Raw genomic sequence first — 20,888 nt, 5'->3', positions numbered from 1 at the left:
AAATAAGATAACTTGCTTATTTTATCTAAAAAGCATAAACAAATGGTTAAGATTAACGAAAAAATTAAAGATTTTGCAATTTTACTGACTGGCAATAAAAAAGCCAAACTCTCTGATTATCAGGATAAGTATCTGGTTCTTTATTTTTATCCCAAAGCCAGCACTCCGGGGTGTACTACTGAGAGTTGTGATTTCACTGAACTTTTTCCGAAATTCTCGCAGTCCAATGCCAATATTTTAGGTGTATCTAAAGACACTTTAAAACGTCAGGAAAACTTCAAAGAAAAGTATAATTTTGCATTTGATTTAATTGCTGATACAGAAGAGGAAATCTGTAATTATTTTGGTGTGATTCAGGAAAAGAAAAACTACGGTAAAACCTATATGGGAATTGTACGTTCCACATTTGTAATTGACCAGGATGGAAAACTCATCAAACATTGGGATAAAGTCCGTGTTAAAGGACATGCTCAGGAAGTTTATGAGTTTATCGAGTCGTTGTGATTACCGGATTTAATTAATTCTTTAAATCTCACAATGTCTTCTTGGGTATCAATTCCGTGAGGCATAGTTTGTAAGGCTTGTTTTGCAGTAATTTTATAGCTATGACTTATAGCTCTGAGTTGTTCCAGTGATTCGGTTTTTTCTAAATCCGATGGAGAGAGCTTTGAAAATTGTTTGAGAAAACCGGCTTTGTAGGCATACAAGCCAATATGGTGTTTATATTGAATGTTTTCATCCAGCTTTTCATCTGTAAATGTACTTCTCGAATACGGAATAGGAGCCCGTGAGAAATATAAGGACAAATCATTCTCATCGGTGACTAATTTGACATTATTCGGATTGACCAAATCTTCATAATTATTGATCAACTGATAAAGTGTCGCAATCGAAGCATGTGGATTATCTTTAAGTGCCTGAATCAATTGTTCGATGTTTTGTTTTGGAGTTAAAGGTTCGTCCGCCTGATAATTGACAACAATCGTCTCATTATCCCAGTTTTTCAATCGCGCGACTTCAGCAAGTCTGTCAGTTCCCGATTGGTGTTCAGATGAAGTTTGAACACATTGATAACCATGACTCTCAACCAAATTTTGAATTCTTTCATCATCCGTTGCTACAATAATTTCATTGGCATCAATTTGAGAAGCAGACTCCAAAGCCCAAAGTATCAGTGGCTTTCCTGCTATCTCCAACAATGGCTTTCCGGGTAAACGTGTAGATGCGTATCTGGCAGGTAAGCAAATAACGATATTTTCACTCATGATATTTTACTTTCAATTAAATCAATAACCTGATGTTTTGTTTCATCTTTAACTTCAAGTTTAAGAACAACCACCCAAACATTTTCCAATTGCATCTCAGCGCATTTTACTGCATCTTTTTCAGTGATAAAGATTGGATTATCATCATTAAAGTCAAAATGCTTCTCAGTTAATTTTTCATGATCATTTAAAGGATGTTTGACGATTGCTAACCCACAATCAGCCAGCATATTAAAGAAACTATCGGGATGAGCAATTCCTGCTAGAGCATTGATTTTCTGGTTGCGAAAAGATTCAATTTTGCGTTGTTTACGTGTATCACCTAATGCATAGACCAATAAAGGAGCATAGTCAAAATAATGACTGTCTAACCTTTTACCTTTAAAAGCCACCATATCAACTGTTTTCAGACGCTCTCTTCCTTCACGAAGCGGGCCGGCAGGTAAAAATCGCTCATTTCCCAAACCATACTTGGCATCAATTAATGCAATTTCGACATCACGTTGTAATGCATAATGTTGCAGACCATCATCCGAAATAATCACATCACATTTGTAATCGAGTAATAGTTTTTGAGCCGCTTTAACCCGGTTTTTACCAACATAGACCGGTGTTTCGGTGTGTTTCGCAATCAGTAAGGCTTCATCACCACTTGCTTTTGAAGATGTCTGTGGAATCACCAATAAAGGTTCATGCTCTCTTTTACCACCATAACCCCGAGACACCACGCCAACTTTGTAGCCTTTGGCTTGCAACTGATGAACCAGCCAGATAACAAATGGTGTTTTACCGACTCCACCGACGGTGATATTACCGACAATGACTACCGGACACTTGATTTTGTGAGTTCGTAACAGACCTATTTGATAAAGTTTACGACGAAAATAACTCGCAGCTTTAAATATTTTTTCCAGTAGTAAATAATGAAAAGGCACAGGTGCTCCTTTATACCAGATTTTATCGAGTTTCTGCTGAGAATGCTGAGCCATATTTAATGAACAGAACCCTGCAATCTGTGCAATTTTGCGTAAATTCCATCGTGTTGCAGTAAATTCTTATGAGTTCCAATTTCAGCCACACCACCTTTAGACATGACAACCACTTTATCTGCATTTTCAATGGTAGAAAGACGATGAGCAATAACCAAAGTGGTTCGACCTTTCATCACATTTTGTAATGCTGCCTGAATGATTTTCTCTGATTCAGAATCTAAAGCAGAAGTTGCTTCATCCAGAATTAACAATGGAGCATCTTTCAATATCGCTCTGGCAATTGCGATTCTTTGTCTTTGCCCACCGGATAAACGGGTTCCGTCTTCACCGATAACAGTATCAAAACCATTCGGCAACTCTTCTATGAAATCCAATGCATTCGCTTGTACAGCTGCTTGTTTGACTTGTTCCAAATTTGCTGATTTATTCGCGCCATAAGCAATGTTATTGGCAACAGTATCATTAAAAAGCACTACATTTTGATCCACAAATGAAATGTGTTTTCTCAGACTTTCAAGAGTATAGTCATTGACATCCTGGTTATTCAGCAATAACTTTCCGGTCGTATGTGAGTAGAATCTTGGTACTAAATTCACCAAAGTTGATTTTCCACCACCAGATTCGCCGACAAAGGCAACTGACTCACCATTTGTAATTTTCAAACTAACATTATCTAAGGCCTGATTTTCACCATCATAGGAGAAACTAACATCTTTAAACTCAATATTAATCTCTTTAGCATCCAACTCGATAATGCCGGTGTCCTCTTCAGCTTCATAATCCAGAACATAAAAAACACTATCAGCAGCTGCCAAAGTCTTTTGTATCATCGCGCTGGAATCAGACATCCTTTTTAAGGGAGGTAACATTGCCATCATTGAAGAAATAAATGCCATAAATGTACCACCGGTCCAATTATTAATCGCTTCCGGTACTGTTGCAAAGTAGACTATCAAAGCCAAAGCTATAGCCGTTAAAATTTGAACAGATGAAGAAGATAAAGCTCTAATGGAAACAATTTTCATATTCAAATAACGATTCCGGTTATTCACTTCATAGAATCGTTTCTCTTCATCTTGTTGACCGGAGAAAATTCTAACAATCTTCTGTCCTTTGACAACTTCACCAACAACCTCACTCACTCCACTCATAGAGTTTTGAATACGGTGGCTGATTTTCCTAAAACGCTTATTCAATACAGCAATAATTCCACCAACAATCGGCACAAGAATAAACACAATGACGGTTAGTTGTACACTTTGTGAAAGCATCACACCGATTAACACCAAAATAGTTAATACATCACGAATCACATTGATTACTGTTAATGCCACACCCATTGCCATCATTTCAATATCGAAAGTCATACGAGATATCAGGGTTGCAGATGGTTGTTTGTCAAAAAACGAACTGGGTAGTCTCAAATATTTAGAAAAAACTAACTGTCGTAAATCAGCAATAACCTTTCTACCAACCCAATTGAGACCGTAGGTTGATAGATAATTGGCACTTCCACGAATCAAAAACATGACAACTATGACCCATGGTATCAATCTGATAATCGTTTGATCATGTTTGCCAAAAGCATCATCAATCATGTATTTAAACAAAAGCATGAAAGAACCTTGAACCATGGCATCAAGCAATGCACCAAGTATGGCAATTGATAATGCCAATTTATAAGGTTTGGTGTATTGCCAAATACGGCTAAAAGAGGTGTTTTTCAGCTCTGCAGTCATTTATTTTTATTTAGGCTGAGTGGTTGCTATGGAAACACTATTAAAATCATTATCCGCCAAAACATCCATCACTGTGACAACGTGTTTGTGAGCGGCATTGGCATCCGCACGAATAATCACTTGTGGTTTTTTATCGCCAATTTTCAATTTCTTCAAACCGGCGGCAATACTTTCGTATTTGGAATTAACAAGCTCATTGTTATTGAGATAAATAGCGCCTTTTTGACTGATAGAGATAACCAATTGATCCGGCGCTTGTTTTGTGGTGTTTTCAGTTGCTTCCGGTAGTTGAATTTTCAACTTGGCTTGTTTTTCAAAAGTAGTCGTCACCATAAAAAAAATCAACAACAGAAACACCACATCGATCAATGATGTCATATTCAGTTTTGGTCCTTGATTATTATCTTCGCTGAATTTCATGTTATTTCTTCTTAGCTGAACTAATTGAATCAATCAGTTCCATAACCTGAGTTTCGATAATAATGGTCTGGTCACCAATTTTGGTTTTAAAATGGCGATGGAACAACATAGCTGGAATTGCGACAACCAATCCGGCAGCGGTTGTTATTAACGCTTGAGAAATACCCGATGCCAGATGAGCAGCATCACCAACACCATTGGCATTGATGGCCGCAAAAACCTTAATCATGCCGATAACTGTTCCTAAAAGACCTAAAAGTGGTGAAACCTCAGCAATCACAGATAACCAATTCAAAGGCTTTTCCATCTTGTGTACTACATGCCTGCCAGCATCCTCAACCACTTCAACAATCGACTCACGATTCAAATGACGATTGCGCAAAGCTGATGCCATGACATAGCCCAAAGGTGAAGTTTCTTCCAGTTTGGTAATGTGGTTTTCATCCAAATGTTTGGATTTCGACCAGTCAATCACCTGGTTTTTTAAATCCGCAGGAATGATTTCCTTATTACGCAATGACCAAAATCTTTCCCCGACAATCATCATCGCCAAAGCCATCAAAATCAGGATAAAAATCATGACGACACCGCCGGAAGTTACAATTTCAAGCATGAATTCTTGCTCCAGAATAAAATACGGTTGATATTATAATAACAAATGTTGGATTTGTGTTAATTAGTTTGGAATTAGAGAAAAGTTGTGGGTAGTTGGCTTTAGCCAACCTTATTTTCCATATTCTTTGTTGGACTTAAGTCCACTACCCAATTCAATAAAGACTACCCGTGGTGCATTTAGCAAAAAGCTAAAAAAGTAAGTTACTCATTAGCAAAAGCCGTGTATATTTAGGATTCTCAACATCCAAAATACACTACAAAATGAGTAACTTAGAATCTAGTTATACCAAAATATTAAATACATTGCACCAAGTAGAACCCCAAAAGAACTTTTTAAATCAAATTAGAACTCCAAAACTAAGCGATATTGAGTTAATTGCAATCAATATTACATCAGAATACCTGGGAATTGACTCGAAAGAGACTTGTTTAACAAACTGCCTCAGTACCTTCTGGATAAAATTGAAAGAACCGTATATAACAGAAGAAAGCGTGGATTATTCCTTTATATTGAACAAGTTAGGAAGAAAATGGCAGAGGCAATGATTGGCGATGACAAGCACTTTGTCATCGACAGTATGCCCTTGGAGGTCTGCAAAATGAGCCGTGCCGCTAGGTCAACAATCTGCAAAGAGGATATGAACTCATCACCCAATCATGGGTATTGTGCATCTCAAAAAATGAGCTTCTATGGATACAAACTTCATTCAGTATGCTCTTCTGCCGGTGTTTTCAAAAGTTTTGATTTGACACCGGCTAATGTCCACGACATCCATTATCTGAATGATGTTAAAGAACAGCTTAAAAGTTGTTATTTAATTGGTGATAAAGGTTACCTGAGTCATAGCATTCAACTTGATTTATTTGAAACGAGGGAAATTAGGCTGGAGGTTCCTATGCGTAAAAATCAGTTTAACTTCAGAAAGATGCATTGGATACTTTCAAGAACCAGGAAACGAATTGAGACTTTGTTTTCTCAGCTTTGCGACCAATTTATGATTCGCAGAAATTATGCAAAAACATTTGATGGGTTCAAATCCAGAATACTTTCAAAGTTAACGGCTTTAACTGTAATTCAATTTATCAACCACTCCGAAAATCGTAATATTAACAATTTAAAAATTAAAATTGCCTAAATGCACCACGGGTATAAAGACTATATTTTATCAATCACTTATCATCTTCTCAGCTTCTGACAAGTCCACACTCACAAGTCTTGAAACTCCCGGTTCACGCATAGTAACACCATTGAGTTGGTTGGCGATTTCCATGGTGACTTTGTTGTGTGTGACGAACAAAAACTGGACTTTATCCGACATTTCTTTAACCATTTGCGAAAAACGTCCGACGTTGGCATCATCCAGAGGAGCATCAACCTCATCCAGCATACAAAACGGAGCCGGATTCAGATTGAATATAGCGAAAACCATCGCAACAGCAGTCAGAGCTTTTTCACCTCCGGAAAGAAGTTGAATATTGGAAATTCGTTTACCCGGAGGTCGCGCCATGATGGATATTCCTGTGGTCAGCAAATCATCACTGGTGAGTTCGAGATAACAATGTCCGCCACCAAATAGTTTTGGAAATAAAGTTTTGATATTGGAATTAATCGCTTCAAAAGTGTCTTTAAACAAGGTTCTGGTTTCTTTATCAATTTTGCGAATGGCTTTTTCCAGAGTTTCCAATGCTTCTGTTAAGTCATCGTTTTGTTTGTCGAGATATTCTTTGCGCTTGCTTTCCTCTTCGTATTCGGAAATTGCTGCCAGATTAACCGGTTTCAGACGTTCAATACTGCGATCCAAACGCTCCATTTCGTTTTGCTTGTAATCAGCGTTGTGACTTTCATCCAGTTTTTCAAGGATTTCTTTAACCTCAAAACCTTTTTCTTTAACTTGCTGCTCAAAACTGTCTGCACGCAGTTTGTTGCTTTGTTGTTCCAGGCGTGAATTTTCCAGTTTTGACCGAGCATGTTCAATACCGGCATTATGGTCATTTCGTTGTCTTTCCAGAACATCAAGCTCTGCTTGAGAGGTTTGAGTCTGCTGTCTGAGTTCGTCTCTTTGTTTTTCTGTTTTGAGCCTTTTTTCGATGAGTTCTTCCAGTTCTTTTTGCTTACTTTCCAAAGGAGAACTATCGTTTGAAATTTGCTTTAAAAGCTCCTGCTCACGATTTTGCAATTTCTGATATTGTTGTTGCAGACGTTGAATGGCGTTGTTGTAAGTGGTGATTTTGCCTTCCAGAGTTTGCAATAACAGTTTTTGCTGATAATGAAAACTCGAAGCATCCGACATTGACTTCTTGGCTTGCTCCTTTTTCAAAACCAAATCATGCTGTTGCCTTTCTTGCTGTTGTTTTTGAGATTTTAGTTCATCTGCAATAGCGATGGCCTCTTCCAAAGTCGCTCTGGCTTTTTTAACGCTGGTTTCATCAATTTCAATTTGCAGTTGAAGTTGTTCGGTTTCGGTGTTGATTTGAACATTTCGTAACTGAATTTGTTCAATTTTATGCTTCTTCGATGAAACTGTGGCATTCAGTTCGGAAAGACGACGATGGCTCATATTGACATCGAGTTGTAATTGTTCTTTCTTGGCTTCAAGCTGAGTGATTTCATCTCGAAGCTTCTCGGAGGTTTTTGTGGTTGCGTCAACTGTTTGCTCTAACTGGCTGATTTCTTTCTCAATTTCTTTTAATTGTTTCTGTCTGAGCAGAAATCCGCCTTGTGTATCTCCCTGAGTGGTACGAACCCAGTTTTTACCAATCATCAAGCCTTCTTTGGTGATAAAACATTGTCCGTTAACCAGTTTATTTCTGTTTTCCAGGGCGCTGGAAAGGTTTTCAGTTAAGAATATTTGGTTAAACCATTCGTAAACCACTTCAGGACCTTTGACCATTTCTGCCAAAGTCCCGGCTACAACCGAATTATCATCATGAAAACTTTTAACAACAGTCAACTCGCCATAATTCCAGTCTTTAATCAAAAATTCAAGTTGGCTTTCATCATCGGAAACCAAGGATTGAAGTTTCTCACCCAATGCCGTTTCAACTGCTTGTTCCCAACCGTTTTCAACAGTAAGTAGCTGAGACAGTTTTTTTGCCGTTTGCAATTGATGTTTTTGATACCAGTCCTGAACTTCCTGGTTATCTTCTGCCATGGCAGCTTGTTGCAAAGCCAATAATGAACCTCTGCGTCCTTTGACTTGATGTAATTGCATATGCAATTCATTGAGTTTGTCTCTGTGTAAGCGTGACTGTTGACGTTTTTCTTCCTGAGAATTTTTGGTGTTTTCCAACTCTTCAACTTTTTGCTCATGCAAAAGATTGAGTTCGTGCTGTTTGTGCTTGAGCACTTCCAGTTCCTGCTCCAATGGTTTTGCCACCGCTGTCGAACTTTCTTTTTGTAAAACTTGTAACCGTTCCGCCTGGCGAATGAGTTGCTGGTCAAGACTGGCAATTTTGGTTTGTTCTACTTCGACGATTCGGTTTTTTTCAGCAATTTTGGAAACTAAATCATTCCAAGAAGTTTGCCATTGCAGTAACTCATCTTCCAGTTCGGAGAATATTCGTTGCTTCTCGGCGAGCATATTCTCCGATTCTTCAACCTGAGGTGCGACTTCTTCAATTTGCTTTTTGGTGGAGATAATATCCTTTTCATCATTTTCCAGTTGTTTGGCCGTTAGACGAATGGACTCTTCAGTTTCTTCCAGCTCTTTTTTCAAACGTTCTGATAAAGACTTGGAGTGACTGATAAATTGTTCAATTTTACCGATTTCAGTATTGATTCCATAAAGTTGTTCCTGAACTTCATTATTTTTATCCTGCAATAAATGTTGCTGAATCCGTTGTTTATCAATTTGCTTTTCATTGCCGGTGAGACCGCTTTTGATTTCTTCCAGAGCAATTTCAAATTCAGTCACTGTTTTGTTGCTTTTTTCAGTTTTGCTGTGCCATTGCTGCCAGTTTAAACTGAGTAATTCAGCTTCAACCACACGAAACTGTTCTTTAAGCACCTTATATTTTTCCGCATTTTTTGCCTGTCTTTGCAAATGATTGATGTGTTTTCCAACCTCTGCCCGCAAATCATCCAGGCGTTCCAGATTTTCTCTGGTGTGATGAATTCGTCTTTCAGTTTCACGACGACGTTCCCTATATTTTGAAATTCCGGCTGCTTCTTCGATGTAATTTCTCAACTCTTCCGGTTTTGATTCCACTACTCGGGAAATCATACCTTGTTCGATAATGGCATAACTTCGTGGTCCCAGACCGGTTCCCAAAAATAAATCGGTAATGTCTTTTTTACGGCATTTCGCTTTATTCAGAAAATATTTGGATTGCCCATCCATTGACATGATGCGTTTGACGGAAATTTCATTGTATTGGGCATATTCCCCTTTAACAGAGCCATCGGAATTATCAAAAATCAACTCCACCGAAGCCGAACCGACCGGTTTACGCGAGCTGGAACCGCTAAAAATCACATCGGTCATCGAACCGCCACGCAGCATTTTCGCCGAGGTTTCACCCATCACCCAGCGCACGGCATCAATGATATTTGACTTGCCGCATCCGTTCGGCCCGACCACACCAATCAGATTGGATGGCATTAGAAATTCAGTAGAGTCAACGAATGACTTGAATCCCGCTAATTTTATCTTCGATAATCGCATAGAGGCTTGCTATTCCTTTGTTAATTGTTTAAGGTGCACGTTTTTTAAAAACGGTACATTATGCCATGAGTACATCACCAAGCAAAGAATTAGAAACATTTGTTAACCCACAAAAAGGCAGAGACTACAAAATTTCTATCCGAATCCCTGAATTCACATGTCTTTGCCCAAAAACCGGACAACCGGATTTCGCCACCATTTATCTGGACTACACACCTGATGAACTTTGTGTTGAATTGAAATCTTTAAAACTATATGTATGGTCATTCCGTGATGTCGGAGCTTTCCACGAAGCCGTCACCAATGAAATCCTTGATGATTTAGTCAAAGCCACCAATCCTCGCTGGATGAAAGTACGCATTGAATTTATGGTTCGAGGCGGAATTTATACCGATGTTGAAGTGGAGCACTTCAAGAAGTAAACTCTGATTAGTCAGATGGTGTATTGAACAACTTGTTTAAATACTCTATCAACAAACCAAAGACTAATGAGTAAATTGGCAAGAAAACAAAAATTAGAGCCGCTGTAGAGTGTGGATTTTGGTCGAATATATAGAAAGTTGTAAAAAGCAAAAATACAATGAGTGATGAAGATGAATAATATGGATACTTTATTCTGAATATTGTTGCTAAAATAACAGGACTTATTATCCACACGATAAATATTGAAATTTCCATTTGAAAGACCAGATAAACCGTTATCAAATATGAGATTACAAGCAATAGAATATTTAATACCTTTTCCAAAGACTTCTTACCTCAGTATTTAAAAAATTGTTATCAGATAATACGGTTTCTTCTGATTTAGAACAATGCTGGTTGCTATCATACTGAATCCATTTTACCAGTGAATGCAATATTTCTAACTTTTTTCATTATCTCATTCCGTTCATGGGAATATAAATATTCATTTCCATCTTGAGACACAATAAAATCATCGGGATAAAATAATTCTGCCGCCTTAGCAGAACATATTATTTTCCCATCATTAACGAGGTCTATGGTGTATTGAGGTCTCTTGTTTTTGATTTCCTGAATAAATAAGCTATCAATATAAATTGGACTCAGCATCCCATAATCTTTACCTTCTGAGCCTCTGTTTAAGTCTATTTCCAGATTTGAAATGTCCGTAAACCTTAAGACCGACGGAGTTATTGGTAGATTTTCATCATCATATGATCTAACAATATCAATCTCAATCAGCATATTAGTAGCATAATTTTCATGTTCAAAAAATAAACCATGAATAGGACAATCGTTAAAACAGAAGTCAGAATGTGTTTTTAATTTAATTGCTTGCATCAGTTTCATTTATTAAAGTCAAAGTCTCTATCGAACGATTAATTGATATTTCGTCATAAATATTACTTTCCGAAAGCCATAAAAGCCAGTTTTTTAATACTGAAATTTGCTGAGTTGTGAACAATAACCACCTTTTTAAAAAAAATCATCCCAATATTCAGGAACCGGAGATCTGTCCAGCATAGTAATAATTGAATGAAAAACAAGCAGATCTTTATTGTCCTCTCTCAATCCGGCACAACAAATGCCAGGCAAATAGTAATGAAAAGCATCAGGACTCAGATGAAAAATAATATCATAGCTTACTTGCAGAAATTCACAGTCAATCTCTATCCATGTTTTCCCTGCAAGTAAATCCAGTTCCCTCCTTTCATACTTATCAAGCTGAATGGAGTCCGATAAAATAGATGGTGGATTTTCCATTGGGAAAGTTTTTTTAAATTCATTAATCAGGTTCAGAGTATTCATTTTTTCTCTAATCGAAGACATCAGAGCAATTCACCTCGTCCACCCAACAAGCAGAACGGATGTCGGTCTGTTAAATGATGAGGATAAAATTTCCACTGAAAGTTTATAAACATCTTTCTTTTCAGAGTCAAAATAACTACCAGAACTGTCTGAGTCTCCTCTGATGTATAAATGAGAAAAGTTGTCAAGAGCACTATAGCTTCTTGTCCACTGATTCAGACTGGATTCTTCCTGAATCAGATATTGCCCTTTACTGTTTTGTAATTTTACCCTGACAATTGCAGGATAATTCTTTTTTTCTCCCCAGGAATTTTGTTTGTCCTCGGTAATTTGCAAATAGACAATAAGTGTTGCACGAGGCAGGCCTTTTAATGTGTAGTTATTTATGCCAACCCTGGAAATATCTATTTCTCCAAGCTCAACCATATATCTATTTGCGTATGACAAGAGTCCATTGTCGACAAAAGTTCCATCACCGGCATATCGAGTCCATTTAAAGCAACCTGATGTTAAAATCACAACAAACAGAAGTAATACCCAGTTTATAAATTTGTATTTTTGTAAGTTCATATCTTCATTGCTTGAAAAAATCAACCGAACGATGAGCCATTGACCGAAGTCTTTTGAGCTTTCTGGGATGGTGTTCTCCCCACATCACTTCTGATCCATCAGTGAGTTCTTCGTATATTGGCAATAATTCAGTGATTCCTTCATAAACCCATTGAACAGGAACTCCTTCTGGACCGCCAAGGTAAGGTTCTTCATTTTCTTTTGCCAGTGTTTCAATTTTAGCAAATGCCTCACCCATGGATTCAGCCTTCACAATCACAGTGTTTTCCCATGATAAAAAGCGTTTTTCCAAGTCATCATTACCCTCTTCATCCAACTCAATGAACCGGATTAAATAACTACCGATATACCACCCAACCGGAGAAATGTTTTTGTCATTTTTTATTATCATATTTACCCCATTGATCGAGCTTGATACCTAATTTGAAATTTGACAATTTGGTTATCAGCTCATCTATTGCACAAAATGTATTCAACTGCTTTTCTTCTAATACCAATAATTCGGGAAGGATATCAGTTTTCTTATCTCTGTTTAACAGTTCATTATTTCCTTGATATATAACTCCATTTGCATAAGATTGAACATCCTGAAAATACCATAACCTTTCATCACCACTATCCAGATTCTGCCCTAAATATACATAAGTCAGAATTTCAGGAAGTTCATAATTCTCATCTATAAATGTAAATCGAAAATAGGGTTTGTTAATTTTGAAATTTCTCATGTTTTTTACTCGAGCTGTTTTCTATGGTTTTCTTCCCAGACTTTATTCTTAAATGTGTAAACTCTGCACAAGGTTCTAATAACATGTGCATGTCATCAATTGTTTCCCTATTTTAATAAGTGTCAAATCTCCAAAAATAAAACTCTATTTTTGATCTTTGTATTCCTTTAAAATCGAGTATAAGGTCAAAACAAACATATATAACATTACTGCAATGATAAAAAGCACTAATGTAATATTCATAGCAATAGAACTTGTACTTAAAGAAATATCTTTAAAGTCAGTGAATTTCCCGATGAGAAATGACAGTACAGAAACTAAAAAAATAGATATATATAGCGATAAAAGCCATTTGTTAAACCTCAATATATGAAGCCTGTAACACAAAATCAAATATAAAATGATGCTGAAAATCACCTCAAGCCACTTATAATTATTTACTTCAAAAAAATAAATAATAATCGCGAATGGCAGCCAGATTAATAAGAAATAAAATCTATTCTTGATTATTTCCATAAATTCCTCCTAAACCCAAATTCGAAAAAAACTCAATATCATATCAGTGATTTGTGTAATCTATTTCAATGTTTCTCCCTGATATTGCCAACTTCAAAAGTTTCACCAATCCTACCAGGATCAAACACCACAAAAAGGAATTCAGAACAAACAACAAATATAAATTTGAAGTGTCAATTTCATCTATGTACGGAAGAAATAATATTTTCCCCATAAATCTGCTGAATTCGCCGAACCCAGTTTTTTCATAGGAATATATAAACAGAATCGCTGAACTGTAGAAATGTATAAGTACCATGATTAAGAATCGATTAATTTTTTGGAATGTTTTAGGATTCATTTACAGTGACCTCAACTCATAAGTTCCTTTAATAAAATCAAATAATAACAACCAATTCCCCGTGTCAATTGGCAGTGGTCGATATTTGCCATCAGGAGTCGTCTCTCCCTGTTCGGTGATAGAACAAATCCAGGTTGCATGTGGTTCGTTTATTCGTCTGTCTTTGAAACAAAAGGCATCAACCTCCTTTGTCTTTCCAGTTTCTGTTCTGAAAATCTCTTTAGCTAAAGACTCTATTTCATTCCGGTAAAAATGTGTTTTATTTGTTTTCTGTGTTTTTTCAGAATTGGCTTTAGCTTGATTAATATTGCTTGGTGTATTCTCAATTACATTTCTAACCGAATCTGGATAGATAAAGATATCTTTCAAGTGGCCTTTAACATGTTTGTTTGGCAGAAACGATGCTTCACAAGTTTCTTTATTTACTCTGACTGCCCAATGAAAGTCTTCATGCTTATAATTATTAATTCCTTCAAAAAGGAACATATATTCATCTAAGTAATCGACCATCCCATATTCATGAAACTCAACTAAATCACCCAAGTTTTCATGAATAACCAATGGAAATTGTAATCGGGCTTGTTTTTCAACTTCACAAGCTCCTTTACTAGCCGTTTTAATGTTTTTAGAAGCACATCCAAATGTAATGTAAATACTCAATAAAGAAACTATTATTATTTTAATCAATTGAAGATATCTAGAATCATTTTGTTTATTTGCCATGATAAAACCTAGTCTTACAGGTTAATTTATCAACACTAACAGTCCAAAAAAATCCAGGTCTATTAAACTCATTTACTCCTGTATATGAAATTTGATATTCATTCACTAAATTATCAATCCTGCTTAGCTCAAACTCGACTTGATTTCCTTTCTTATTTTTTATTACAGAGAAAGCTATAGCTTCCGACTTTTCCATTGAAAAACAATTTTTCGTTTGTTTATTATTTGTTATGTTACTACACCCTAACAACACAGAAACAAATATTAAAAGAAAATAAAAAGACCTTAGATTCAAGCACATAACTAAATTAATCTACAGATTCCGGATTATAGTATTCAACTTCATCACCATTTTCGAACTTCAGTTTCATATACCCATCTTTGATTTCAAGAATTTTGATTTGTTCAACAGAAGATATTCTTTGAGCTTCGGGTTTGAAATAAATGGTCATGTCTTCAATGCAATAATTTGCTCACTTCCAATCTAAAAGGGGACTAAAAAAATCAATATTTTCTAATTCTTTTTCATTGGTTAAAGAGATATTCACTTTACCCCTTGGATTGACAAGATATACCCACTTTTCAAACGACCATTCCACGCTGATATTGTTGCAATGGATAAAGGTCTGACCTCTGTTATTCGTTATTCTGTATACATCATCAGATACTTGAACTCTATCGTAATCTTCATACACACGCCCTAATGTGACATGCGTGTTGTCTTCATTCCATTTTTCTATCGATTTATCTTTCCAATAGCATGTGTATTCATAACCACCTTCTCCATTATTAATTCTTTTACCAAACTTTATTGCAGCATAGAAATCACTTTGGTTCAAAAGAAAGAAATGTTCTACAGATATTTCAATAGCATTATTTTCATTCTCTCCGCTTTTATACTCGTCAAATTCACAATATGCTTTTGGAATAATAACCAACAATATCATCATATATACAAATTTATTCTTCAGATTTATCATTTTATTCTCTCCGTCAATACGACAAATTTTACTGTTCAATCTTGTTGATTTGGTTTCGGTTTTAGAAAATAATTAATAAAAACCGCCCCTACAATAAATGGTACGACAAACAGAAAAGGTACTCCATGAACAAGAATATTTGGCAGTTTGACATTAATTAGGAACATAAAAGCAAACTGTATAGCTGTAAATGGCAACCACCCATGCTGCACTTTCTCATTTTTGAGAATAAATTTCCTTGCAAAAATTGCGTAGATTATGGGTAATATTCCCCAATAGACAATAAGTTGGTAGTTTGGATTGAGTTTCAATCCAAACTTCATAAATAGATAGGAAAGAGTTACTAATAGTATGGAAGTTCCAAAGAGGAATATTACTTTCATATAGTTAACTCTTTTTAAATTTCTCAAATTGATTAAAGCAATGAAATTCTATCAAAAATCAATAAGCCGAAGCTCTGGCAATACTGACTTCAATTTTGTTGTATTCAGGAACGCTGTTTTCGCTGCATCCGCATTTGATAAGAAAGTTTTCAACTGCGTTTGTGACTATGCTTTCAGATAAGTATTCAGTGCATTCAAATACAAAATTTCCTGCTTCATCAAACAGTTCTGCTTCAATTTCTATGCTTGAAATTTCTTTTTCCGCATTATTTTTAATCTGACCTCGGATGAGCAACTGGTTTTTTTGCATTATTGAATTATAGCCCAGAATTTCGATATCTTTCACATAGGACTTGTTAAACTCATACTCAAAATTTGAATGGTCTTCTTCAGCACCTAATTCAATTTCATCATACAAATCTTCATCGCTATCAAATTCCTTCTTGAATGCTTCAAGTGAGTCAGCAGTCATTTGGTTCATTTTGTGAAATGAGTATTCAGCAGATAAATATTCAACTATTAATAATGGGATTAACAGGCCAACCCCGAGCAAAAAGCCTTTCTTTATTGTTTCCATAATCATCGGACAAATTGTAAAGTTTCATCATAGAAACATTCCTAACATTTAGCAAGAAAATAGTTTCGAAAAACCAATGACAAAATTTGAACCATAAAAAAACCCGGTGAAGTACCGGGTTTTGAGGTTAAATTGAATGGTTTTATTCAATTATAGCTTATCTGCTTCGTGAGCGAGGTAATCAGCAACTCCGTCAGGAGATGCATTCATTCCTTTGTCACCGTCTTTCCAGCCTGCCGGGCATACTTCACCATGTTCCTGATTGAATTTCAATGCATCAACCATTCTCAGCATTTCATCAATATTACGTCCTAATGGCAAGTCATTAACAACTTGGTGACGAACCACATTGTCCTGATCTATCAAAAATGACCCGCGGAAGGCAACGGCTCCGTCAGGAGTTTCCACATCATAGGCTTTACACGCCTGGTGCGTTACATCTGCAAATAATGTGTATTTTACTGGACCGATTCCACCTTTGTTGATTGGAGTATTTCTCCAGGCGTTGTGAGTGAATTGCGAGTCAATGGAAACACCAACCACTTCTACACCGCGTTTTTCAAATTCATGTAATCTGTGATCAAATGCAATCAATTCTGATGGACATACGAAAGTGAAGTCTAATGGATAGAAAAAAACCACTTTAATTTTGTCTTTGGTTGCTTTTTTGAAATTGTAATCGTCAACAATTTCACCGGTTCCTAAAACGGCTGCACCTTTAAGATTAGGAGCTTTTTTTCCTACTAATACACTCATGTTTTTTCCTCTTGTGTTAGGAGAGCATGACTCTCATTGATTTAAAAAAATAAAAATCCTATTTTAACTAATCAGAGATGATTTATCCATTAGATAATTTATATCGTATTATTCTGATTTTACGAAATCAACTGCCATGAATGACTGGAATATCCTTTCGCAAGCAAGAAATTAAGCCACTTTTGCAGAAATGTGTTGAGAGTGGTTCGGGTCTTTTTATGAATTTGCGGACAAACTTTTGGTCCCAGCAAACGGATAAATTTTTGCACGTCCGTGCAATAAACAATTTCAGCAAGTTGAGCATCATGATAAATTTTGATATTGATCTCTTCGCTACTTTGAGAATCAAATTCATAATTCATAATGATTTCCGTGGTGTATTTGTAACAATTGATGATTTTCATCACCAGTTTAGGTCTGTTATTTACCATACTTATGTATTTCTCACCCATTTTAAAACGGCAGGGTAAAAGCAGTTGCAACATCACAAAATTATTTTCGTGACGGAGTGTTAAACACTTTGGATTAACAATTTCCGACTTTCGTATTTTGTTCTTGACCGAGTTGGTTATCATTAGTGCAGTCTATTATGGATGTTGAGAGCAAGCAATACTTTTCCTGAAATTTCTTCAATGGAGGTATCGGTGGTACTGAGAAAATCAACGCCATTTCTTAAAAATAAGGCTTCAGCATCGCTGACTTCTCTCTGACACTGACGTAAATTGGAATATCGGGTTCCTGCTCGTCTTTCGGAACGAATTTGTGACAATCGATAAGGGTCAATAGTCAAGCCATAGACTTTGTCGCGATGTTTTAAAACACTATCCGGGATTTTCATCTTATCTAAATCTTCCTCAGTTAGTGGATAATTGGCTGCTTTGACACCATATTGCAAAGCCAGATACAAACAAGTCGGGGTTTTTCCTGATCGGCTGACACCGAGCAAAATAATATCTGCTTCATCGTAAGATGTGCTGATTCCATCATCGTGAACCAAAGCAAAGTTGGTTGCATCAATTCTGCGGTTATAGGATTCGGAATCAACAACTCCATGGGCCTTCCCTACTACCGGTGAGCGTTTGATTCCCAGAGTGTCCTCAATCGTTCTCAGCAAACGATTGAAAGGGTCGAGTTTAAGTCCGCCACCGGAATGAATAATTCTGCGTAATTCAATATCAACAACCGTGTTAATCACCAACGGTTGACAATCGACATAAGCATCTTTAATTTTTTGGGCCGCAGCCTGGGCTTTTTCCACCGTATCGACAAAAGGAATGCGAATTTTGGTGAATTCAACATCATCGAATTGTGAAACCAACGAATTACCGACAGTTTCAGCTGTAATTGCTGTGCCGTCAGAGACATAAAAGATTGTACATTTTTTCATAAAATATTCTAATTCCGCCTGATATCAGGTTACATAATGTTAAAATGCCGTTTTTCAAACCTTTGCAGATTGAGCTCATGTCAGAATACATCTTAAAACTAAACCAACTGGGAATGAATGACCTCGCCAAAGTCGGTGGCAAAAATGCTTCATTGGGCGAGATGATAACACATTTATCTGAATTAGGTGTGAGTGTTCCGGGTGGATTTGCCACAACATCTCAGGCGTTTATTGATTTTCTGGCACAAACCGGTCTGGATGATAAAATCAATCAGCGATTGCAACAACTAGATGTAGATGATGTAAAAGCATTGGCACAAGCCGGCCATGAAATCAGAACTTGGGTTTTGGAAACTCCTTTCCAACCAAAACTGGAGCAAGATATTCGCAGCGCTTATGAAAATCTTGAAAAAGAAATCGGTGCTGAGGCTTCTGTCGCCGTTCGCTCCTCTGCAACAGCTGAAGATTTACCCGACGCCTCTTTTGCAGGTCAGCAGGAAACCTTTCTGAATGTCAAAGGCATTGATGATGTTTTGAAAAAAGTTCATGAAGTTTTCGCATCACTTTATAACGACCGTGCCATTTCTTATCGTGTGCATCAAGGTTTTGATCATCATGATGTGTATCTTTCTGCCGGAATTCAGCAAATGGTTCGCAGTGATAAAGCTGCCAGCGGCGTGATGTTTTCAATTGATACCGAATCGGGTTTTGAAGATGTGGTTTTCATCACTTCATCCTACGGTTTAGGTGAAATGGTGGTGCAAGGAGCTGTTAATCCAGATGAATTTTATGTTTACAAACCCAACATTAAAAACAACAAACCGTCCATTTTGCGTCGGAATTTAGGCACTAAACACATTGAAATGGTTTATGGAGAAACCGGAGTCATTACTCAAAATGTTGAAAAAGACCGTAGTTTGGTATTTTCCATCAACGATGATGAAATTGCTGAATTGGCAAAACAAGCGGTTACCATCGAAAACCATTACAAACGACCAATGGATATTGAATGGGCAAAAGATGGAATTACCGGCAAACTCTATATTGTTCAGGCACGTCCTGAAACCGTAAAAAGTCAGGAGAAACATTCTCAAACCATTGAAAGATATAACATTTCCCGCCAAGGCAATGTGATTTGCGAAGGTCGCAGTATCGGACAGAAAATTGGCTCGGGAATTGCGAAAGTGATTAACTGCATCAGTCAAATTGATGAAGTCAAATCAGGTGATGTTTTGGTCACCGATATGACCGATCCGGATTGGGAACCAATCATGAAAAGAGCCTCAGCGATTGTCACCAATCGTGGTGGAAGAACTTGCCACGCAGCGATTATTGCCCGTGAGTTGGGAATTCCGGCGATTGTTGGTTGTGGAAATGCCACCTCATCCATTGCCAATGGTAGCGAAGTGACGGTCTCCTGTGCTGAAGGTGACACCGGTTTTGTTTATGATGAAATTATCGAATACAACATCTCAACAACCAATCTGGACAATATGCCCGAAGCACCGTTAAAAATTATGATGAATGTCGGAAATCCCGATCGCGCATTTGATTTTGCTTCTTTACCACACAAAGGAATTGGACTGGCTCGATTGGAATTCATCATTAATCGCATGATTGGAATTCATCCCAAAGTCTTGCTGAATTACGAAAACCAATCCGCTGACATTAAAAAGATTGTTGACCCGATGATAAAAGCCTACGGCTCACCGGTTGAGTATTACATCAAACGACTAGCGGAAGGCATTGCAACTTTAGGAGCGGCATTTGCACCGGAAACAGTGATTGTGCGCTTGTCTGATTTTAAATCCAACGAATATGCAAATTTGATTGGCGGTAAACAATACGAACCACACGAAGAAAATCCGATGATTGGTTTTAGAGGAGCTTCCCGTTATATCGACCCGTCATTCCAACCTTGTTTTGAATTGGAATGTAAAGCTCTGAAATACATTCGTGATGAAATGGGATTAACCAATATTTGGGCGATGGTTCCATTCGTGAGAACTTTGGAAGAAGGTAAAAAAGTCATCGAAATCATGAGTAAGTTCGGTCTCACCCAAGGCGAAAATGGTTTAAAAATCATCATGATGTGTGAGTTACCGTCAAATGCTCTTCTTGCTGATGAATTTCTGGATATTTTTGACGGCTTCTCGATAGGCTCGAATGATTTAACCCAACTTACTCTCGGTTTGGACAGAGATTCTGGATTGGTTGCCGACTTGTTCGATGAACGCAATGAAGCAGTCAAGAAACTTTTGGCAATGGCGATTACAACCTGCCGCAAACGTGGCAAATATATTGGAATCTGTGGTCAAGGACCGTCGGACCATCCGGATTTGGCACAATGGTTGATGGAACATGGTATTGAAAGTGTGTCGTTAAACCCGGATACCGTTGTTGAAACCTGGTTATCCTTAGCAAAAAGTAAATAATTGTTAAACATAAACCATCATCACATTTTTT

General features: G+C 37.0%; 22 protein-coding genes and 1 pseudogene. 4 read left to right on the top strand and 19 right to left on the bottom strand.

The genetic code is table 11. The annotated features are described in order from the left end of the window. Window positions 1-42 precede the first annotated feature (42 nt). A complete protein-coding gene (locus R3F25_04960; GenBank protein MEZ5496163.1) occupies window positions 43-504 on the top strand; it encodes a peroxiredoxin in 462 nt (153 codons plus the stop codon). On the opposite strand, the gene kdsB is transcribed toward R3F25_04960, so the two are convergent. From kdsB to R3F25_04935, 5 genes are read right to left on the bottom strand one after another with little or no spacing between them, the layout of a single operon-like run. After that, on the bottom strand, window positions 480-1,265 hold the full coding sequence (gene kdsB / locus R3F25_04955; protein ID MEZ5496162.1) for a 3-deoxy-manno-octulosonate cytidylyltransferase: 786 nt from the start codon (window positions 1,263-1,265) through the stop codon (window positions 480-482). The genes R3F25_04960 and kdsB overlap by 25 nt on opposite strands. Beyond that, window positions 1,262-2,254, bottom strand: a complete 993-nt coding sequence (lpxK, locus tag R3F25_04950) for a tetraacyldisaccharide 4'-kinase (protein MEZ5496161.1) — start codon at window positions 2,252-2,254, stop codon at window positions 1,262-1,264. Before lpxK ends, kdsB begins: the two co-directional genes overlap by 4 nt. Window positions 2,255-2,256: 2 nt before the next feature. Continuing rightward, complete coding sequence (gene msbA, locus R3F25_04945; GenBank protein MEZ5496160.1) at window positions 2,257-3,996, bottom strand: lipid A export permease/ATP-binding protein MsbA; 1,740 nt, start codon at window positions 3,994-3,996, stop codon at window positions 2,257-2,259. Window positions 3,997-4,002: 6 nt separating this feature from the next. Further along, window positions 4,003-4,416 carry a biopolymer transporter ExbD gene (locus R3F25_04940; protein ID MEZ5496159.1) on the bottom strand — a complete coding sequence of 138 codons (414 nt, stop codon included), beginning with the start codon at window positions 4,414-4,416 and terminating at the stop codon, window positions 4,003-4,005. Between the two features lies 1 nt (window position 4,417). Beyond that, complete coding sequence (locus R3F25_04935; protein MEZ5496158.1) at window positions 4,418-5,029, bottom strand: MotA/TolQ/ExbB proton channel family protein; 612 nt, start codon at window positions 5,027-5,029, stop codon at window positions 4,418-4,420. Between the two features lie 263 nt (window positions 5,030-5,292). On the opposite strand from R3F25_04935, the pseudogene R3F25_04930 reads away from it, so the two are divergent. Continuing rightward, window positions 5,293-6,167 (top strand): annotated as a pseudogene (locus R3F25_04930) (IS982 family transposase). A 30-nt stretch (window positions 6,168-6,197) separates the two neighbouring features. Here R3F25_04930 and smc read toward each other — a convergent pair. Next, a complete protein-coding gene (gene smc / locus R3F25_04925; protein ID MEZ5496157.1) occupies window positions 6,198-9,695 on the bottom strand; it encodes a chromosome segregation protein SMC in 3,498 nt (1,165 codons plus the stop codon). Between the two features lie 65 nt (window positions 9,696-9,760). Between smc and queF the strand changes: the two genes are divergently transcribed. Next, entirely contained in the window at window positions 9,761-10,117 is a 357-nt protein-coding gene (gene queF / locus R3F25_04920; protein ID MEZ5496156.1) for a preQ(1) synthase, read from the top strand. A gap of 403 nt (window positions 10,118-10,520) precedes the next feature. Here the strand turns inward: queF and R3F25_04915 are convergent, their stop codons facing one another. The 13 genes from R3F25_04915 to R3F25_04855 all read right to left on the bottom strand — a co-directional run bounded on the left by R3F25_04915 (window position 10,521) and on the right by R3F25_04855 (window position 18,422). Then, complete coding sequence (locus R3F25_04915) at window positions 10,521-11,006, bottom strand: hypothetical protein (GenBank protein ID MEZ5496155.1); 486 nt, start codon at window positions 11,004-11,006, stop codon at window positions 10,521-10,523. A 126-nt stretch (window positions 11,007-11,132) separates the two neighbouring features. Further along, window positions 11,133-11,465, bottom strand: coding sequence for a hypothetical protein (locus R3F25_04910; protein ID MEZ5496154.1), 333 nt, complete (start codon window positions 11,463-11,465; stop codon window positions 11,133-11,135). 30 nt (window positions 11,466-11,495) lie between these two features. Beyond that, a complete protein-coding gene (locus R3F25_04905; GenBank protein ID MEZ5496153.1) occupies window positions 11,496-12,035 on the bottom strand; it encodes a hypothetical protein in 540 nt (179 codons plus the stop codon). Between the two features lie 4 nt (window positions 12,036-12,039). Next, window positions 12,040-12,426 (bottom strand): DUF4288 domain-containing protein, encoded by a 387-nt coding sequence (locus tag R3F25_04900; GenBank protein MEZ5496152.1) that lies wholly within the window; start codon window positions 12,424-12,426, stop codon window positions 12,040-12,042. Beyond that, window positions 12,410-12,760: a hypothetical protein gene (locus tag R3F25_04895; protein ID MEZ5496151.1), complete on the bottom strand. Its 351-nt coding sequence runs from the start codon at window positions 12,758-12,760 to the stop codon at window positions 12,410-12,412. The genes R3F25_04900 and R3F25_04895 overlap by 17 nt, the downstream gene beginning before the upstream one ends. Window positions 12,761-13,616: 856 nt before the next feature. Further along, window positions 13,617-14,339 (bottom strand): hypothetical protein, encoded by a 723-nt coding sequence (locus tag R3F25_04890; protein MEZ5496150.1) that lies wholly within the window; start codon window positions 14,337-14,339, stop codon window positions 13,617-13,619. 308 nt (window positions 14,340-14,647) lie between these two features. Beyond that, a complete protein-coding gene (locus R3F25_04885; protein ID MEZ5496149.1) occupies window positions 14,648-14,791 on the bottom strand; it encodes a hypothetical protein in 144 nt (47 codons plus the stop codon). A 21-nt stretch (window positions 14,792-14,812) separates the two neighbouring features. Further along, on the bottom strand, window positions 14,813-15,319 hold the full coding sequence (locus tag R3F25_04880; protein ID MEZ5496148.1) for a hypothetical protein: 507 nt from the start codon (window positions 15,317-15,319) through the stop codon (window positions 14,813-14,815). 35 nt (window positions 15,320-15,354) lie between these two features. Continuing rightward, window positions 15,355-15,702 (bottom strand): hypothetical protein, encoded by a 348-nt coding sequence (locus R3F25_04875; protein MEZ5496147.1) that lies wholly within the window; start codon window positions 15,700-15,702, stop codon window positions 15,355-15,357. Window positions 15,703-15,760: 58 nt separating this feature from the next. Continuing rightward, a complete protein-coding gene (locus tag R3F25_04870) occupies window positions 15,761-16,279 on the bottom strand; it encodes an FxLYD domain-containing protein (GenBank protein MEZ5496146.1) in 519 nt (172 codons plus the stop codon). Between the two features lie 150 nt (window positions 16,280-16,429). Further along, window positions 16,430-17,035 carry a peroxiredoxin C gene (locus R3F25_04865; protein MEZ5496145.1) on the bottom strand — a complete coding sequence of 202 codons (606 nt, stop codon included), beginning with the start codon at window positions 17,033-17,035 and terminating at the stop codon, window positions 16,430-16,432. 119 nt (window positions 17,036-17,154) lie between these two features. Beyond that, window positions 17,155-17,520 carry a DUF1249 domain-containing protein gene (locus tag R3F25_04860; GenBank protein ID MEZ5496144.1) on the bottom strand — a complete coding sequence of 122 codons (366 nt, stop codon included), beginning with the start codon at window positions 17,518-17,520 and terminating at the stop codon, window positions 17,155-17,157. Window positions 17,521-17,609: 89 nt separating this feature from the next. After that, window positions 17,610-18,422, bottom strand: coding sequence for a pyruvate, water dikinase regulatory protein (locus R3F25_04855; GenBank protein MEZ5496143.1), 813 nt, complete (start codon window positions 18,420-18,422; stop codon window positions 17,610-17,612). A gap of 77 nt (window positions 18,423-18,499) precedes the next feature. Here R3F25_04855 and ppsA point away from each other — a divergent pair, with 77 nt between their 5' ends. After that, entirely contained in the window at window positions 18,500-20,857 is a 2,358-nt protein-coding gene (gene ppsA, locus R3F25_04850; protein ID MEZ5496142.1) for a phosphoenolpyruvate synthase, read from the top strand. Window positions 20,858-20,888: the final 31 nt, after the last annotated feature.

The sequence above is a fragment of the Gammaproteobacteria bacterium genome, assembly GCA_041395445.1.
Taxonomy (GTDB): domain Bacteria; phylum Pseudomonadota; class Gammaproteobacteria; order Xanthomonadales; family Marinicellaceae; genus NORP309.
This window is presented reverse-complemented; position numbering and strand designations above follow the sequence as displayed.

Coding starts and splice junctions, on each gene's coding strand:
- queF (MEZ5496156.1), top strand. CDS start 9,761: ATGAGTACATCACCAAGCAAAGAATTAGAAACATTTGTTAACCCACAA.
- R3F25_04855 (MEZ5496143.1), bottom strand. CDS start 18,422: ATGAAAAAATGTACAATCTTTTATGTCTCTGACGGCACAGCAATTACA.
- R3F25_04895 (MEZ5496151.1), bottom strand. CDS start 12,760: ATGAGAAATTTCAAAATTAACAAACCCTATTTTCGATTTACATTTATA.
- R3F25_04890 (MEZ5496150.1), bottom strand. CDS start 14,339: ATGGCAAATAAACAAAATGATTCTAGATATCTTCAATTGATTAAAATA.
- R3F25_04935 (MEZ5496158.1), bottom strand. CDS start 5,029: ATGCTTGAAATTGTAACTTCCGGCGGTGTCGTCATGATTTTTATCCTG.
- R3F25_04900 (MEZ5496152.1), bottom strand. CDS start 12,426: ATGATAATAAAAAATGACAAAAACATTTCTCCGGTTGGGTGGTATATC.
- R3F25_04865 (MEZ5496145.1), bottom strand. CDS start 17,035: ATGAGTGTATTAGTAGGAAAAAAAGCTCCTAATCTTAAAGGTGCAGCC.
- kdsB (MEZ5496162.1), bottom strand. CDS start 1,265: ATGAGTGAAAATATCGTTATTTGCTTACCTGCCAGATACGCATCTACA.
- msbA (MEZ5496160.1), bottom strand. CDS start 3,996: ATGACTGCAGAGCTGAAAAACACCTCTTTTAGCCGTATTTGGCAATAC.
- lpxK (MEZ5496161.1), bottom strand. CDS start 2,254: ATGGCTCAGCATTCTCAGCAGAAACTCGATAAAATCTGGTATAAAGGA.
- R3F25_04885 (MEZ5496149.1), bottom strand. CDS start 14,791: ATGACCATTTATTTCAAACCCGAAGCTCAAAGAATATCTTCTGTTGAA.
- R3F25_04915 (MEZ5496155.1), bottom strand. CDS start 11,006: ATGAAACTGATGCAAGCAATTAAATTAAAAACACATTCTGACTTCTGT.
- R3F25_04870 (MEZ5496146.1), bottom strand. CDS start 16,279: ATGGAAACAATAAAGAAAGGCTTTTTGCTCGGGGTTGGCCTGTTAATC.
- R3F25_04910 (MEZ5496154.1), bottom strand. CDS start 11,465: ATGAATACTCTGAACCTGATTAATGAATTTAAAAAAACTTTCCCAATG.
- R3F25_04940 (MEZ5496159.1), bottom strand. CDS start 4,416: ATGAAATTCAGCGAAGATAATAATCAAGGACCAAAACTGAATATGACA.
- ppsA (MEZ5496142.1), top strand. CDS start 18,500: ATGTCAGAATACATCTTAAAACTAAACCAACTGGGAATGAATGACCTC.
- R3F25_04875 (MEZ5496147.1), bottom strand. CDS start 15,702: ATGAAAGTAATATTCCTCTTTGGAACTTCCATACTATTAGTAACTCTT.
- R3F25_04880 (MEZ5496148.1), bottom strand. CDS start 15,319: ATGATAAATCTGAAGAATAAATTTGTATATATGATGATATTGTTGGTT.
- R3F25_04860 (MEZ5496144.1), bottom strand. CDS start 17,520: ATGTTGCAACTGCTTTTACCCTGCCGTTTTAAAATGGGTGAGAAATAC.
- R3F25_04960 (MEZ5496163.1), top strand. CDS start 43: ATGGTTAAGATTAACGAAAAAATTAAAGATTTTGCAATTTTACTGACT.
- R3F25_04905 (MEZ5496153.1), bottom strand. CDS start 12,035: ATGAACTTACAAAAATACAAATTTATAAACTGGGTATTACTTCTGTTT.
- smc (MEZ5496157.1), bottom strand. CDS start 9,695: ATGCGATTATCGAAGATAAAATTAGCGGGATTCAAGTCATTCGTTGAC.